A 17,004-nucleotide genomic window follows, 5' to 3' on the forward strand; every position below is an offset into this window, starting at 1 on the left:
TCACTGCGATGCAACCGGCGGATCTCCGCCCACTGTTCCACTGAAATCACCCTCCTAGCTCAGACGGGGGTCAAAATTCACCCGTCGCTAAGGGGTCAGTTTTCAGGCGTCGTTAACACATCCCCGCGTCCGCGGGGAGCACCCACTCATGATCAACCACGAGGTCATCGGGTCGGGCTCATCCCCGCGTCCGCGGGGAGCACGACCGTTAGCCGAACTGTTCGGCGACCATGTCGGGCTCATCCCCGCGTCCGCGGGGAGCACCCTGACGGCGAGGATGCGGAGACGGGCACCAAGGGCTCATCCCCGCGTCCGCGGGGAGCACCACCGTCCACGTACCCACCCGACCCTTGGCCGGGGCTCATCCCCGCGTCCGCGGGGAGCACGGCATGATTCGGCGCGAGCCGGTCACCGACCCCGGGCTCATCCCCGCGTCCGCGGGGAGCACGTCACCGGTCTCACCAATGGGGTTGCGCGGACGGGCTCATCCCCGCGTCCGCGGGGAGCACTCGATACTCGCGGATGTCGCGTCACGCTTCGGGGGCTCATCCCCGCGTCCGCGGGGAGCACGTGCGCAGCCGTTGCCGGACCCACACACCAGAGGGCTCATCCCCGCGTCCGCGGGGAGCACCTGCTCGGTCGCGCAGTGGGTGAGGCTGAGGCGGGCTCATCCCCGCGTCCGCGGGGAGCACGCGATGGCGGTGATGAGGGTGGTGGTCCAGGCGGGCTCATCCCCGCGTCCGCGGGGAGCACTCGGAGTTGCGGCCGAAACCGATGCTCACACCGGGCTCATCCCCGCGTCCGCGGGGAGCACCCGCGGACTCGGGCGTGAGTCAGCGGTCGAACGGGCTCATCCCCGCGTCCGCGGGGAGCACGCTGATGGTATTGGCGATTTGGCGGATGCGTTGGGCTCATCCCCGCGTCCGCGGGGAGCACCCCTGATTCTGAAGGCGCGCGACCGGTTGGACGGGCTCATCCCCGCGTCCGCGGGGAGCACTTTCCGTCGGTGTAGCGCGCAACCAGCTGTGCGGGCTCATCCCCGCGTCCGCGGGGAGCACGTTGTCGCATCCCTCCTGACGGCGCGCCGCCTGGGCTCATCCCCGCGTCCGCGGGGAGCACCACGACGTACGCGAGCGCGGGCCGTTCGAGTTGGGCTCATCCCCGCGTCCGCGGGGAGCACCATCGCGCGGTTACCGGCTCGGCGAACCACCCGGGCTCATCCCCGCGTCCGCGGGGAGCACTGTCCGGGTTGTCAGATATGTTGCACACAACCGGGCTCATCCCCGCGTCCGCGGGGAGCACATCCGCTCGGGTTCGACGTTCACGTTCACCCAGGGCTCATCCCCGCGTCCGCGGGGAGCACGCCCAGCCGGGACCGCCGGCCTCCCGAGCGACGGGCTCATCCCCGCGTCCGCGGGGAGCACGAACTGCGAGCACAGGCCGAGCTGCGGGTGGTGGGCTCATCCCCGCGTCCGCGGGGAGCACGGCCGCGGGCTCCCCGCTGACGGCGGTCTGGTGGGCTCATCCCCGCGTCCGCGGGGAGCACGCGATCGAGAACAGCCAGGTTCCGTGCCCGCGGGGCTCATCCCCGCGTCCGCGGGGAGCACGAGCCTTATACGCTCCCCAAACACCGGAATCCGGGCTCATCCCCGCGTCCGCGGGGAGCACGTTCCGACACGGCACCACTGACGGGGCTGTCCGGGCTCATCCCCGCGTCCGCGGGGAGCACGCCTTCCCGACCACAGCGGCCGCAGTCACCGCGGGCTCATCCCCGCGTCCGCGGGGAGCACGCGTTCCTCGGCCTCGGTGGCCGCGAGGATCGCGGGCTCATCCCCGCGTCCGCGGGGAGCACTCGGTTCTGGTGGTCACGGTGGTCTCCGTTTCGGGCTCATCCCCGCGTCCGCGGGGAGCACAGTGTGCTCTCGCTCAACGACCAGCCAGGCTGGGGCTCATCCCCGCGTCCGCGGGGAGCACAGGTGATCGCCGATGGCTACTCGACAGAAGCCGGGCTCATCCCCGCGTCCGCGGGGAGCACACACGCGAAGGCATCCTCTGGTGGTACCGCCAGGGCTCATCCCCGCGTCCGCGGGGAGCACCAGCCGGTCCACTGGTTTCCGCCGTGAAAGTCGGGCTCATCCCCGCGTCCGCGGGGAGCACACAGATGCCAGCCAGGACCGTCGACGAACCGGGGGCTCATCCCCGCGTCCGCGGGGAGCACTCGCACCAGAACCACGACGGCTCGTCGCCGAGGGGCTCATCCCCGCGTCCGCGGGGAGCACACGTGGGAGCAGGTGAAGGAGCTTGGCGGTGTGGGCTCATCCCCGCGTCCGCGGGGAGCACTGGTAGAACTCCCTCTCGTCACGGAAGGTGGCGGGCTCATCCCCGCGTCCGCGGGGAGCACTCGGGCGAGATTCGGGTGTCCGTTGATGCTGCGGGCTCATCCCCGCGTCCGCGGGGAGCACGGTCGAGTGGACTACGCGACCCGAATCGGGCCGGGCTCATCCCCGCGTCCGCGGGGAGCACCCACCCGGCGCGTCGGTGCGCCGACCGAGGAGGGGCTCATCCCCGCGTCCGCGGGGAGCACGTGGGATGAGTCGGAGGGGCACGGCTCGGCTGGGGCTCATCCCCGCGTCCGCGGGGAGCACGCGGCGGCGATCGGCAACGTGCCGTTCGGCCCGGGCTCATCCCCGCGTCCGCGGGGAGCACGTGGCAGCGCGGGAACAGGTTCGCGGGCACGTGGGCTCATCCCCGCGTCCGCGGGGAGCACACAGTGCCATGGCCATTGCTGGCGCATTGCGGGGGCTCATCCCCGCGTCCGCGGGGAGCACCCTCGCTCGGCGTCACCACGCGCGATCGCAATGGGCTCATCCCCGCGTCCGCGGGGAGCACGTCCTCTAGTGCTGCGGCTGCGGACTCGCACCGGGCTCATCCCCGCGTCCGCGGGGAGCACTGACGACGCGAAGGCTGAGACGGTCGATCCGCGGGCTCATCCCCGCGTCCGCGGGGAGCACCCGGTTTCGTTGTCACCGAGCGCCGCTTTGATGGGCTCATCCCCGCGTCCGCGGGGAGCACTGTTGTTGCTGTCCAGGGGATGTGCACGCCGCGGGCTCATCCCCGCGTCCGCGGGGAGCACTCCAACAGATTCGGGGCGTTCACATTCGTGATGGGCTCATCCCCGCGTCCGCGGGGAGCACTATGCGCCGACGTACACCGGGCGGGTTCAGCAGGGCTCATCCCCGCGTCCGCGGGGAGCACCCGTCGAGCATGGGGGCGTGTGTAGTGGGTGCGGGCTCATCCCCGCGTCCGCGGGGAGCACCCACGGATACCGCGCAGGATCGCGTCGAGCAGGGGCTCATCCCCGCGTCCGCGGGGAGCACGCCGGCACCAAGTACGCGATCGACTCGGTACTGGGCTCATCCCCGCGTCCGCGGGGAGCACTTCCCGTCGCCGTTCCTGCCAGCGATCACGCAGGGCTCATCCCCGCGTCCGCGGGGAGCACGGCGGCGAGGATCGCGCGCGCGTAGTCGAGTTGGGCTCATCCCCGCGTCCGCGGGGAGCACCCGTTCGGGTTTGCTGCGACGAACCCGATCGTGGGCTCATCCCCGCGTCCGCGGGGAGCACGACTGGTCGGGGCCGGTCGCCAATATGCAGCGGGGCTCATCCCCGCGTCCGCGGGGAGCACTGGGCCGGTCGATATACGGGCGTACGCGAACGGGGCTCATCCCCGCGTCCGCGGGGAGCACTGAAACAGCCCGCTCGCCTCGTTGCCGCCGCTGGGCTCATCCCCGCGTCCGCGGGGAGCACTCGGGCGCGGGCTTCGAGTTGCAGGTGCGCGCGGGCTCATCCCCGCGTCCGCGGGGAGCACTGACCCCCGCGTTCACCGTCCGGCTTCTGTCGGGGCTCATCCCCGCGTCCGCGGGGAGCACTTCCTTCTCTTGGATGGTGTTTTAGCGGAGGCGGGCTCATCCCCGCGTCCGCGGGGAGCACCTCGCGGTCGAAGATCTCGCGGATGGTGGGGTGGGCTCATCCCCGCGTCCGCGGGGAGCACATCAGCTGGGCTTCCATGCGTCGGTTGCGACCGGGCTCATCCCCGCGTCCGCGGGGAGCACCCATCCGCGCCCATGCGAAGGAGTTGTGATGGGGGCTCATCCCCGCGTCCGCGGGGAGCACCAACTGGTGGGCGGTCATGAAGGTGTCCACGTGGGCTCATCCCCGCGTCCGCGGGGAGCACTCGTCGTTGTTGTTCTGGTTCTGGTTGAGTGCGGGCTCATCCCCGCGTCCGCGGGGAGCACGGAGGAATTCTTCCCCGTGCTGCAGGCGACGCAGGGCTCATCCCCGCGTCCGCGGGGAGCACAAGGTTCGCGATCTGGTCGTCGCGGGTGTCGAGGGCTCATCCCCGCGTCCGCGGGGAGCACAGGGCTGTTGTGATGCGATCGGCCGCGACTGGGGGCTCATCCCCGCGTCCGCGGGGAGCACGTGGTCACGACGCCCTACGGTTTCCGTCACGCGGGCTCATCCCCGCGTCCGCGGGGAGCACAATTACTACGTCGTGGTGAATGGCATCACAAAGGGCTCATCCCCGCGTCCGCGGGGAGCACCCGAGTCGTGTGCGGATGCGGTGGTCTTGGTTGGGCTCATCCCCGCGTCCGCGGGGAGCACGACCACGAAGGCACCTCACTGCTGTACGTGTCGGGCTCATCCCCGCGTCCGCGGGGAGCACTACAGTCTGAGCCATGTTCGCTCACCGATCGAGGGCTCATCCCCGCGTCCGCGGGGAGCACGTGTGCGACGGGCCGCTACCGGTCGCGGAAGCGGGCTCATCCCCGCGTCCGCGGGGAGCACCCGTTCTCTGCGTAGGAACCGACCTGCACACCGGGCTCATCCCCGCGTCCGCGGGGAGCACCCTCTTCGGCGCTAGCGATAGATCGGGCACCCTGGGCTCATCCCCGCGTCCGCGGGGAGCACACGGGCGAGTATCGGAAGAACCAGCGCGGCAGGGGCTCATCCCCGCGTCCGCGGGGAGCACTGCGACTGCGGCCCGACTGGGTGGACGTCGTCGGGCTCATCCCCGCGTCCGCGGGGAGCACAAGCCGCGCACCCCGGAACCCATCAATGCGGTGGGCTCATCCCCGCGTCCGCGGGGAGCACCAAGTGGCCCAAAGCTTCCGATGATGTGCCCAGGGCTCATCCCCGCGTCCGCGGGGAGCACACCGGGCGCTGTCTTTTCAAGACGCGAACGGGCGGGGCTCATCCCCGCGTCCGCGGGGAGCACGCTGCGACCACCCATCCGCTCGGCGAAATCCTGTGGCTCATCCCCGCGTCCGCGGGGAGCACCACGCAGCCGAGCTCGGCCACCCCACAATCGTGGGCTCATCCCCGCGTCCGCGGGGAGCACCGGCACATCTTCGCCCCTCGGATGCGATAGGTGGGCTCATCCCCGCGTCCGCGGGGAGCACCGGCACATCTTCGCCCCTCGGATGCGATAGGTGGGCTCATCCCCGCGTCCGCGGGGAGCACACATTCGCAACGGCACATCCACATAACGCCACGGGCTCATCCCCGCGTCCGCGGGGAGCACACGTCGGCGATGCAGGCGTGGCGGCAGCGGGCGGGCTCATCCCCGCGTCCGCGGGGAGCACTGGTGTCGCCCACCACCAGGTGACCGTCCACGGGGCTCATCCCCGCGTCCGCGGGGAGCACCTCCCGGTGTATGGGCAGCGAGTGAAATTGCTGGGCTCATCCCCGCGTCCGCGGGGAGCACGGCTTCCCTCGCCGACCAAATACGACACCATCGGGCTCATCCCCGCGTCCGCGGGGAGCACTCCTGGCGTGTCCCCCGTGAGCCGGTCCGGGTTGTTTTAGAGTCCTGATTGCCCTGATGAGGGCGGAGAAGGGACGATGAAGAACATGGCAGGACGGAAGCGTCACTCGGCGGAGGACATCGTGCGCAAATTGCGCCGGGCCGATGAGTTGACCGCGGAAGGCAAGACCGGCGAGGAGATCGCTGCCGATCTCGAGGTGTCGGCGGCCACGTTGTACAACTGGCGGCGCCAGTACGGCGGCATGGACGGCGACGCCGCCAAGGAACTCAAAGAGCTGCGCGAGCAGAACAGCCGACTCAAGCGACTGCTCGCCGATGCCGAACTCGAGAAAGACGCGCTGCGGGAGATCGCCAAGGGAAAATTCTGAGCCCGACCGCCAAACGCGCCGCCATCGACATGCTCAAGGACGTCAAGAGCATGTCAGAACGCATGGCGTGCAAGGTAGTTGGGCTTTCCCGTTCCGCCTATCGACGGCTGCCGCAAGCACACACCCCGGCCGACCCCGACGCCGCACTGCGCGAGCAGCTACGCACGTATGCCCGCAAGAACCCCCGGCACGGGTTCCGGCGCGCGTGGGCACACCTGCGCTTCGACGACGGCATCGAGATCAACAAGAAGAAAGTGCACCGGTTGTGGAAAGAAGAGGGCCTGCAAGTGCGGCGCGCTCCGCGCCGCAAACGCGCCGGCCAGTCATCGGTCCCGGTCGTTGTCGCGGACGCACCGAAAGTGGTATGGGCATTGGACTTTCAGTTCGATTCCACCGTGGATGGGAAGAAGATCAAGATCGCGTCCATGGTTGACGAACACACCCGGATGTCGTTGCTGAACATCGTGGACCGCTCGATTCCGGCTGAGCGGTTGATCGAGGAGTTGGAGAAGACGTTCGCGATCTGGGGTGGCCCGCCGATGGTGCTGCGCATGGACAACGGCCCTGAGTTCATCTCAGAAGCCCTGCAGGCGTTCTGTGCAGGGTCGGTCGGGATCTCCTACATTCCGCCCGGCACACCGTGGAACAACGGGTTCATCGAGTCGTTCAACAACCGGTTGCGCGACGAGTGTTTGAACCGCAACTGCTGGCCCACACTGATCGAGGCCCGCGTGGTCATCGACGACTTCAAAGACGACCACAACCACCGACACCGGCACTCAGCGCTGGGCTACCAAACGCCGGCCGAGTACGCTGCCGGATGCACCCACCAACATCACCCCGTGGGCTGCGAGATCGACTGACGATCACAACAAGGAACTGGCTCTAGAACTGCCTGGACCGGTTATCGGGGACCTGCCACTCCCCCAAACCCGCCGCGACGACACCGAACCCGGGCTCATCCCCGCGTCCGCGGGGAGCACAAGTTCGTCGGCATGGAGTCGATGTTCGGTCAGGGCTCATCCCCGCGTCCGCGGGGAGCACAGCCTGCGGTCCCGAGTTCTTGGCGGACGACGGGGCTCATCCCCGCGTCCGCGGGGAGCACTACACGGTCGCGGCGGCTGGCGCGGACACCTCGGGCTCATCCCCGCGTCCGCGGGGAGCACCGCATGCGGGCGCAGACGTTCACCAAGCCGCTGGGCTCATCCCCGCGTCCGCGGGGAGCACTGCCGACAGTCGGGGCGCTCATGCGCCTACCCGGGCTCATCCCCGCGTCCGCGGGGAGCACCGTCAGCCACGCTACAGCAGAGCATCATAAATGGGCTCATCCCCGCGTCCGCGGGGAGCACCTAGTCGGCGGGCAGCGCCAGCAGCTTCTCCAGGGCTCATCCCCGCGTCCGCGGGGAGCACGGCGACGGCGGATCAGCAGGCACCGGGTCCGTGGGCTCATCCCCGCGTCCGCGGGGAGCACACTTTCTGAGCAGCAACTATAGCCCGAAGCGGTCGGCGTTTCCTTCAGACTCAGTTCGACGGTTCGTCTTTTCGCGCCTGCATTCTCCGCGCCTTTCGGTACCGGCTCGCCTTGCTCCATCCGGCCCGTGGTCGAGCCGCACCTTCCAACGACTCTCCCGTATGTGGCCGCCGAACCAAACGCACTCCATCAATGTCTATCGGCTGCCAGTCGTATCGATGGACGAGGAATTCGAGGCGCTGCTCGTTCTGAGCAGGGAACACCATCACTGCACGACCATCCTTGACAAGGTCTTGCACGCGCGCCCACACCAACTCCCGAACTCGCTGGTTGAGTACTCCGACGAAAACACCGGGGCTGATCTCTAGCAACCATCGCGTGAGATGGCCGCGCAGACCAGCTGGGCAAGCTGTAACGATGAGAACTACCACGGCACCTCGAACTCGTCGTCGCCGTGGCTCTGTCCGCTCGCGATGGCCTTGCCGCGGTCATCCCAGAGATAGACCACGTCGGCGTCGTAGTCGGACACCTCAGCGTCGTCACCGACCAGTAGCTGCTTCACATCGGCGGCGCAGCGCGGCAAAAGCCTTGCTGCAAAGACCGCGTCGCGGACCTTACGGCGCGTGACCGCAGGAACATCATCAACACCGTCGTCGGCGGCCACATCGAACGCCACCGGTATGGCAATCTCGGCCTTGTACAGATCCGCGACGTCATACACGAAAGACCGATCATGTCCGGTGTGCACGAATCCCAGCCCGGGCGAACATCCGAGCGCAACAATCACGGCGTGCGCCACACCGTACAAGCAAGTGGTGGCAGCCGAAAGCGCCTGGTTGACAACATCTGACGCCGCGAAGTCGTTGGGATCGTAGTCGCGCCGCTTCCACTCCACCCCCGTCCGTTCGGCATGCTCCCGATAGCTGCGCCGGACTCGCGCCCCTTCCTTCCCACGCAGCTGCTGCATGGTCAGCGCCGACGTATCCTCGCCGGGAAACCTCATCGCGTACATCTTGCGCGCGACGGTCAGACGCGCGTCGCGATTGCTCACCGCCCGTGCCTGAGCATCCAGCAGGCGACTCGAACGCCCCAACGGCCGTCCGTGCGCGTAGTAGCGGACGCCCTGCTCCCCCACCCAAACCGAAGTAGAACCGGATTCCGCCAGCAACACCATCGCCTGGTGGGTGACACGAGTCCCCGGCCCGAGCAGCAGTGCCCCGATTGTTGCCGCCGGGATGTGGATCACCCCACGCTCATCGGTTGCCGTAATAGCATTGTCCGCACGATGCACCGTGCAGCGTTCGAGGTAGATGAACGAAAGGCGATCCGCCACCCTCACCAGCTCCGTGGGTCGAACGGGCGGCGGTCCGGGTACCTCACCCATTACACACGGGAGCCTGTATGCGCCAACGTCATCAGACCGCAGCCATACGCCTTTGCCCGCCCGATTCCGCTAATCAGGGACCCGCGAAGGACATCAGCGTCAGACACCACGAGGATTCCCTCGTAGGTGGCGAACCCGATGGTCACGACCCCCTTGGCGCCAGGCGGCTGTCCCGACTTGCCGAACCGCATAGTGCCCCGCTCCACAATCCGCAATGCTCGGTCGCCGGCACTGTCGTCGGGGATCTCGAATCCGCGACTCTCCGCCCGATCCGTCAGCCATGCCAGTTGGTACTTCTCCGATACGTGCGCAACAGGTTTCGTGTCACCGTCCGGCGTCTTTCTGGCGCTGCGGACGGGATTGGCACGAAGGCGGAACGCGTATCGGCCTCCCGGACGTAAACCGTCCAGAACCGGTAGATAACTTCGCGTCTGCCACATGTCTCCGGTCTGCCATCCGGCCTGCTCTACGACGTGACTCAGGTCAGGTTCGGTGGCGCTGACGATGTACAGGTACGTTTCATCCCTTGTCGGCGAATCCACTCGCCACAGAGGGCGTGAGTCCTTCGGCCCCTGTGCTTTTGGTGGAAAAGCTGATTCGACGGCAGCATGCATGGCCTGCGGATAGGAGAGCAGCTTTCCGGCACCCCGTCGGCGGCGATTGATCGGCATCTTGGTCAGATACATCACGCACCGCCAAGAATTGCCATGGGATCGTGGACGTCTCTGCCGTCCGCGTTCTCCACCGTCACCCAGGTCTCCTCCACATGCCGCCGCGCGTACTCACGTCGCCGCGGGTCGAAGCTCACGGGCACGTCGCGCACGGTATCTCCACTGCCCGGCCGGCCGTCGGAAGCGATACGGAGGCTCACCGACTTCCCCTGTTTGCGACGAAATTCAATGGACGCCTGCCACGGGGTGTCCGCCAGGACTTCCACGAGCGGGGCACCCCTCACTTCCAGAAACAACGGCCGACTCGGTGGGCAGGATCGCCGGCCGAGATACAGGGGGTACGTGGGTCGCCTAATTGCATCGGCCAGGGATCGCACCAGGTTTTCATCACCTTCGACGGCCGCGACAAAGATCGCGTCGGCAAGGTAGTACCGATTCGACAGCGGCATCGTGCGCTTGTCATCGAGACTCTTGGCTACTTGGAAGTCTCGCATCAACGTCCCCGGCTGGTCGACACGTACCGCGAATGAGAGGCCGAGAAGATGCTCGATACTCTCGGTACGCCGGATCCCCTGTGCCGCAGCAAGTAGGCCGAGGACACCGCTCTTCGTGGGCTCAGGCCTCGTCTCACGACTTGTGAAGCGGCTCGACGCTCCCCATGCCTGCATCGGGCCGGCGAGGCAGATCGACAACGTGGTCATGCCGATGCACTCAACTCGTCAAGCACGGCGCCCTCCACACGAGCAACAAGGTCACTCAACGCCACGGATTCGCCGAGCGAGGCGGCCCCGGCGTCCGCGTCCGCGATACCGGCACGGAACGTCACCCGGGCAGGACCGTAGGCAGCTGCGATCTCCGCTTCGCGACGCACCAGCTTCTCCGAGGCGAGCGATACCGCGCCCCGGTCCACGGTCGGTGACACGGCCTGCTCGAAGGCACCAACCAGATTCACCGGCTGGTCATCACGGATGGCGACTACCACCACCTCCGGTAGCGTCCTGTTGGCAAAGGTGTTCTGTTTGCCCGTGGGCATAGAGCGCACAAAGGACTCCAGGAACGTTCCGGCAGCGCGGGCGGCTGCAGACGCGTCGCCGAGATTGTCTTCCAGGCCCTTGACGTTGATAGTGGCGTAGCGGTATAGCGTCGACGAGTTGAACTCGATGGTGCCGATCATCCCGGCACCGGTCTCATGCTCAGATTCGTCGAAATCGTCGACGGCGGTGAAGTAGTCGAACTCCTGCTCAACGGCCTGCACACTGATCGCGTGGGCCACCTGCACCGCCGCATCCACGTTCAGCTCGGCATCGTCGGCGATCATCCGACCGAACAAAGCGACATCGATACTGTTGTCGGAGTTGATGATCGCCTTAACCCGCTTCTTGTCCAGCTCCCCGTCGCCGTCGAGGGAAGCGAGCGCAAGCTCGACCAGCGAATCCAGTTGCGTTGCACTGAGAAACAGTAGGTAGCCGGACTCATCAGCCTTCTTCGGCGCACCCTTTGCAACCTTCGGTGCGACCATCTTGATTCCAGCAGCAGTGAACACCTTGGAGGCAAGCTCTCTCGCGGCAGCATCATCGATGCCGTCCCTGCGGGCCGCGATCCGCCGACCGAGCACCTCGGCGACCTTGCGAGTGCGGTATCCGACACCGCTGTCGTCGAGGTTCTCGTTGAAGTGCTTTCGCGTGGCCCGCTTCCACGCCTGACTGGAAACGCGCGCACGTCGGGTTCCGCCAAAGATCGCCGTCTTCGGGCTACCCGTGTCGTCCCGGTTGATGTTGCTCGGCGGAACAGATTGGAGAATGTGGATATCGATGAACATGACGGGGTCAGCCTTCCGTGATCTGGGTTGCGGGAGTGGAGTTTTCTGACGAGTCCGGTTCTCGCCTGACCTGCCGGACGAAGTCTCGTCCCCATTGCAATCGAACCGTTTCGGCCCACCGCCCACCGCGATAGAGCGCAGCAAGGTCATCGGTGAGACGCCCATAGTCGAGTCCGATCGGGGTATCAGCCGACCGCAGCAGTGAGATCATCGACCGGAGGTGTCGTTCGACGCCTACCTCCGTGTCGGCGAGGGCGATCGCTTGAAGTCTTTTCCGGACTGCCGGCTCGTCGTCTGGGGTCATGGCCAGCCGCCGCGCTGCATGTCCCATCGAGACGCCTGCAACCTGCACCGGCACACGCCTCCCCTGTTGGTGGAATGCGTAGAGCCCCAATGCGATACACGTCGCCCGCTCACGCGGAGTCACATGGTCGTCGGATGGCAACTCGGGCACGAGAGCCAGGGTGTTCCCCCACACCTCGGGCGTGGTACCCGGCGGCCTGTTGAGTGACTGCCTCAACCGCGCCAGCCGACCGAGTATGTCGGCATCCCGGGTATCGCTCAGGTACCGCCTCTGTAGCGACGCCACTGAGCCATTCACCGCCATACCCAGATCAGAGAGGCGCTGAGAGGGCCCCTTACTCTCCGGCTGTGTCATTGTCGCCCTTTCCTGTGCTGGCAAATGCCTCTGAGAGTTCACGATTCAGCGCTCTTCGAAAGGTTGACTCGGCCCACGGCGCGTCAATCCATCGCGACTTGTCCTTGTGGTCCTTCACCGATCGCCCGATGAACGCGGGCCGCCCTGCGTCGCGGACCAGTTGATCGGAGAGCTCTCTTGCGATTCCATACAACTGGCGGTGCCAGTTGATAACCAGTTCGTCGGGATCGACCTCGCCGCCGAGTGCGACAACCCACCGTCGGAACGGTTGGTCAACGGCCGCCATGAATTGCATGATCACTCGCTGGCGGTCGCCGTCTCCATCGCCTCCCGATGCGAGCGTCAGATCGCGGGCGAGTGCCCCTAGTGCGCGCGACACCCGCTCGGCTGTGTCGGCAGCGTCGCAGGCCCGCTGCCGAAGCTCATAGGTGGTGAGCCCGGCAATCCGCATGCTCAGGGCGTCATCGACACCAGCACCGATCACACTGGCCTGGTTGTCGTAGCGAAGGCCGTAAACATGAACGACAATCAGTTCGTCGGAGTCGATGACGCTTTGCTGTACGAGGTAGTCGATCCACTTCGTTACACCTGGTGCGTGTCCCGCCGCGCTTCCCCGTGAGTAGTCGTCCACGTCCATGAGCAGACTTTCGACGCCCCGCCACACAGCTCGGCCGGGGTCGAAAGTTCGTGGGTAAAACCGAAGTTCTCCCGCCTTCTTGGACTGGATCTCGCTGTACCGCCACGGCGACCACAACTCGGTGGCGAAACGATTGAACGACTCGAAGGAGTCTCCGTTGCCGATGACGACTCCGGTCACGCGGCCGTCTTCGTAGCGAACGTGGATACGGCGGCTTTGCCAAGTGAGTAGATCGAGTGGCCCATGCGGCTCGATATCCACTCGGGGGAGAACACCGAGATGCTCACGCTCCCATACCGGCACATCGTTGTCGACCATGGTGGGCTCGCCATCGATCACCAACGCGAGACTCAGGAGAAGAGTCTGCGCCAGCGTGTGTCCCTCGACGAGCACTCCTCCGAATTGCCCGACCCACGCGATTCCGATGGGGTACCCCTTACCGCCTTTAGTCCGCGGATCGCGCTTGTCGCCGGTCTTGATGCCCGACGGGTCATACGCCTGCGCGTGCACGATCCATCGCGCGGCCTCCGCAAGTGACAAATCAGCGGCGCCGCTCCCCGCGCGCGTTGTGAAGTACTGGAACTTGGCCGGTACGTCGCTGACGAGGAGCCCGACCGGTTTAAATGCGTCGCTTGATGATTGGAAGTCGGGCACCTGGTAGAAGGGTTTCAGAGGATCCAGGAGGTCAAAACGCGACCGCACCTTTTCGAGGTAGGCCGCGAGTTCGGCAGCCGGCAGCTCTCTGGTGGCCCATAGCTCTTCCCACCGTTCGATCGGCCAATCGCCCCAGTCGACCGCGCGCCGAACGATTGCGAGCAATAGGCGGGTAATGGCGAACTGCTGAGTCGGTAGATCACCCCCGATGGTGGCCAACCGATGCGCGGACACCACAAGTTCCGCGATGGAGTACTCCCTGGTCTGCCCTTCCAGATCGGTCGCGATGATCCAGGGTTCGTCGACCAGATTGAAGGTGTCGATCACGTCAGTTGTTGAGCTTCTCATGTACCAGCCCTTCAGTGTCGTCGTAGCGTAGGCGATAGCCCTGCAATTCAGCTTCGTTATCCACGTTGAGCTCTAGGACCAATTCGCCTGCGAGCCAGCGAGAATCCTGCCATCCGAGGTACATGCGCTTCTCCAGCTCCGCGATCGTCCTCTCCGTTACCTCTGCATTAATGCACAGCGCACGCGGGAGTCGGACGGCCGAACCGAGAACCTTTCGCGCCACCTTCGAGCCGGGCTCGAATTCCGTGACCACCGAATCTCCGCCACATTGCGGTAACAGGTACACCACGTCGCCGACACGGCGGGTGACAAGAACTTCGATACTCTCCTCGGTATCACGAACTTTCGCAAAGCCTTTGGGGTCGTCAACGTCCCCGACGTTCGTGTCCAGCCAGGCGAGCAGGCTCGGTCTCTTCGACGGCCCGCTGATCCGCCATTGCTCGGCCCGCTGCTGCTGGGCGGCTACCTTTGCCCGCTGTTTCGCATCCGCAATATCCAGCGCCGCCCGCCAATCGTCGGCCACGTCGAATTGTTTTGCATATGCACGCTGTACGAGGACCGGGATATCTTGAGGCACAGCGATCACCGGCAGACCCCGGAGCACGGCCGCGGATCTCAGCAGACGCGCCTCGCCGTACACACTGCGCGCGCCGCTCTCCAATTCGGGTGGGCCGGCAAACCACTCACCGACGGCCGTTACCACCAACCGGGGATGCTGATGAGCACCGCGATTGGCCCGCTGGTGCCGGTGCAGTCGACCCAACCGCTGCAGGACCAGGTCGACGGGCGCGAGGTCGGAGATCATCAGGTCGAAGTCCAGGTCGAGGGATTGCTCGATCACCTGGGTGGCGACCACGATCAGCCGGTGGGGCCGCGAACCGTCTCGCCCCAACCTGGCCACCAGTCGCTTCTCGAGTTCTGCTCGATGGTGCTGGACGAACCGTGAATGCACCAGCACCACATCGTCGCCGAACTCCGCGCGCAGTAGCCGAGCTGTCGCCTGGGCTCGGCCAACGGTGTTCCGGATGATCGCGAGACATCCTCCGTCATCGAGGTTTTCGTGGACAAAGCGGACCAGGACATCGTCCTCGTCGTCGAGCCGTTCCAATGCCACCTCGACCGACCGACCAGGCTCAACCGGGTACGTCCGGCGGCTTTCGCCGACCGAGCTGATGATCGGGTACTCGGCGGTGGCCGCAAACTCTCCGGTTCCGTCCCAGCCCCGCCCACGTTCGTATGCCTCCGCCAACTCCAGCCGTTGCGCCGGCGGCAGTGTGGCCGACAGCAGGATGACCGGTACGCGATACGCCGCGAGCCATTCGAGCACTCGCACCAGGTACACCCGCATGTAGTCGTCTGCGGCATGCACCTCGTCGAGAATCACCACTTTGTTGGACAGGGCCAGATGCCGCAGGACAACATGCTTGGCCTTCAAACCGGCGAACAGCAACTGGTCGATGGTGCCGACGACGAAATTGGCGAGCATCGACCGCTTCCGTCCGAAAAACCACTGATGCGCAACGACTTCCACAGCACACCGCGCGGCGCGGGAGTGCCCGCCCGAGTCGATGTCCGTCAGACGCGGACGAAGCCGCGTGAACTCCTCGTTGAGATTCGACTTGCCATGCGCGAGTGAAATACTGGTGACCAGGTCGGAATCCTGGTGCAGTAGCCAACGGTGCACTCGATCGAACATCGCATTCGAGGTGGCCATTGTTGGCAGCGCAACGAATACGCCCGAGCAACCGAAACGGGCGGCGATATGCTCGGCCGCGGCGAGAGCCGCCTCCGTCTTTCCTGAGCCCATTGTCGCCTCGACAATCAACATCCCTGGCTCACTCATGGCTCTCGCCGCGTCAACAACCGTCTGCTGCATCACGTTGGGAGTCGCTCCGGCGGGCAGGTCGAATCGCTGTGTGAGCAGATGGTCCAGGCCGTCAATCGGGTGAGCGGACCACGGTTCGGGAAGCGCCAACAGGTCCCAGGCAGTCGCGGCGGCATCCTCCGACTCCGTCCGGTCCGTGAGTGGAAACAGATCACTACTGGCGATCCAGTCGCACATGATGACGAAACCCGTCCACAGCACCTGCGCGCGGGCCGAAGGCGGTAAGTCCCGCACCTTGTCGAGAACCGGGCCGGCATCAAGTCCCGTCGCGAGGTGGCTGATCAGCTCGTCGCGCGAGGAAGTCCACTCAGGCCCACCGAAATACGTGCTGTTTACGTCCCTGGGGCCGGCCGCACGGGTCGAGGGAGGCACTCCATGATGACCACCGGCAATGACGGCGACCTTCTCGGCCGCGCTGGGTCGATAACCACGGCGCTCGTTCAGAAACGTATGGATCGCGTGGTAGCTGATCACCGAGTGCGGAACCCCTGGACGCTTGCCGCATCCCGGCGGGAAACGCAGACCCGCATCGCGCATCGGGCCGACGAGGTCGATCCCACCCGGCGTGTTCGACATCGACTCGACCTGAATCGCGAACGTCGGGCTGAGCTTGCCGACATCGTGGGTCGCAGCCAGGAACTGCCCGAAAGTGCACGCCTCGTCGTCGGTGAGGCCCTCGCTCAAGAATCGCTTGGTCGACTCCGCCAGCCAACAATGCCAGAGGTAGCCCGCGACCTCGGCCGAGTCTTCACAATGGCGGACCAGCGAGAGCCACTCCCCGGACTCTCGGCGCGATTTCGCCCACGCGGATCGCACTTGGCGACTGAGCATCACACCTCCTTTGGACTCGACCGAAGAAATCTATCGAGGAGCAAAGCAGTCAGGTCTGACATAGCCGAGAAAGTGGTTCGTTCGGTGTACTGCCGATCTATATGCGGCACAGCATGGACACGTGCTGCGAGGCGACTCCGTCAGGACGCATGCGGTCGGCAGCAAGCGCGAACCGAAGTCGCGTCAAGTCCACACAATGACGTTCGGCCGCGAAACCCTCTGCGGTCGCCCAGCGTCCGCACTCGACACGCTTCTCGACAGCCGTGCGGATGGCGTCCTCGATCTCGGGTCTCATAGTTGCACACTAGCGCATGCCCAATTGACGTGCCAATGAGATTGTTCAGTTAGTGGTACTGGCACACCATCCGAGACCCCCGCGTACGCAGGGACAAAAATTTAGACCCTGACGTGCCCAGGAGATCGTTCAGGGTTCATCCCGCTCGGCCGGGAACTGTGC

Annotated in this window: 10 protein-coding genes and 2 CRISPR repeat arrays; of the genes, 1 reads left to right on the forward strand and 9 read right to left on the reverse strand. The window is 66.0% G+C overall.

What is annotated here, in order from left to right; all coding sequences use genetic code 11:
- Nucleotides 1-113 precede the first annotated feature (113 nt).
- Nucleotides 114-5,822: direct repeats of the CRISPR family, unit length 29 nt; unit sequence GGGCTCATCCCCGCGTCCGCGGGGAGCAC.
- A gap of 76 nt (nt 5,823-5,898) precedes the next feature.
- Nucleotides 5,899-7,052 (forward strand): IS3 family transposase gene (locus ABZW74_RS13990; protein WP_355276880.1). Its coding sequence is split into 2 segments (ribosomal slippage): nt 5,899-6,175 and nt 6,175-7,052, totalling 1,155 coding nucleotides; the frame shifts between segments, so codons are not numbered across the junction.
- Nucleotides 7,053-7,143: 91 nt separating this feature from the next.
- A CRISPR array of direct repeats spans nt 7,144-7,660; the repeat unit is 29 nt; unit sequence GGGCTCATCCCCGCGTCCGCGGGGAGCAC.
- 50 nt (nt 7,661-7,710) lie between these two features.
- On the opposite strand, the gene cas2e is transcribed toward ABZW74_RS13990, so the two are convergent.
- From cas2e to ABZW74_RS14035, 9 genes are all read right to left on the reverse strand, one after another.
- Nucleotides 7,711-8,091 (reverse strand): type I-E CRISPR-associated endoribonuclease Cas2e, encoded by a 381-nt coding sequence (cas2e, locus tag ABZW74_RS13995; protein ID WP_355276882.1) that lies wholly within the window; start codon nt 8,089-8,091, stop codon nt 7,711-7,713.
- The gene (gene cas1e / locus ABZW74_RS14000) at nt 8,085-9,044 is read right to left on the reverse strand and encodes a type I-E CRISPR-associated endonuclease Cas1e (protein ID WP_355276884.1); all 960 of its coding nucleotides are present in this window, start codon (nt 9,042-9,044) and stop codon (nt 8,085-8,087) included. The genes cas2e and cas1e overlap by 7 nt, the downstream gene beginning before the upstream one ends.
- A complete protein-coding gene (gene cas6e, locus ABZW74_RS14005; RefSeq protein ID WP_355276886.1) occupies nt 9,044-9,730 on the reverse strand; it encodes a type I-E CRISPR-associated protein Cas6/Cse3/CasE in 687 nt (228 codons plus the stop codon). Before cas6e ends, cas1e begins: the two co-directional genes overlap by 1 nt.
- Complete coding sequence (gene cas5e / locus ABZW74_RS14010; RefSeq protein WP_355276888.1) at nt 9,730-10,416, reverse strand: type I-E CRISPR-associated protein Cas5/CasD; 687 nt, start codon at nt 10,414-10,416, stop codon at nt 9,730-9,732. The genes cas6e and cas5e overlap by 1 nt, the downstream gene beginning before the upstream one ends.
- Entirely contained in the window at nt 10,413-11,534 is a 1,122-nt protein-coding gene (gene cas7e / locus ABZW74_RS14015) for a type I-E CRISPR-associated protein Cas7/Cse4/CasC (protein WP_355276890.1), read from the reverse strand. The genes cas5e and cas7e overlap by 4 nt, the downstream gene beginning before the upstream one ends.
- Before the next feature lie 7 nt (nt 11,535-11,541).
- The gene (casB, locus tag ABZW74_RS14020; RefSeq protein ID WP_355276892.1) at nt 11,542-12,192 is read right to left on the reverse strand and encodes a type I-E CRISPR-associated protein Cse2/CasB; all 651 of its coding nucleotides are present in this window, start codon (nt 12,190-12,192) and stop codon (nt 11,542-11,544) included.
- On the reverse strand, nt 12,173-13,831 hold the full coding sequence (gene casA, locus ABZW74_RS14025) for a type I-E CRISPR-associated protein Cse1/CasA (RefSeq protein ID WP_355276894.1): 1,659 nt from the start codon (nt 13,829-13,831) through the stop codon (nt 12,173-12,175). The genes casB and casA overlap by 20 nt, the downstream gene beginning before the upstream one ends.
- The gene (gene cas3, locus ABZW74_RS14030) at nt 13,812-16,547 is read right to left on the reverse strand and encodes a CRISPR-associated helicase Cas3' (RefSeq protein WP_355276896.1); all 2,736 of its coding nucleotides are present in this window, start codon (nt 16,545-16,547) and stop codon (nt 13,812-13,814) included. Before cas3 ends, casA begins: the two co-directional genes overlap by 20 nt.
- 97 nt (nt 16,548-16,644) lie before the next feature.
- Nucleotides 16,645-16,842, reverse strand: a complete 198-nt coding sequence (locus ABZW74_RS14035) for a hypothetical protein (protein WP_355276898.1) — start codon at nt 16,840-16,842, stop codon at nt 16,645-16,647.
- Nucleotides 16,843-17,004: the final 162 nt, after the last annotated feature.

The sequence above is a fragment of the Gordonia sp. NPDC003585 genome (assembly GCF_040610755.1).
In the GTDB taxonomy this organism is placed as follows: Bacteria; Actinomycetota; Actinomycetes; order Mycobacteriales; family Mycobacteriaceae; genus Gordonia.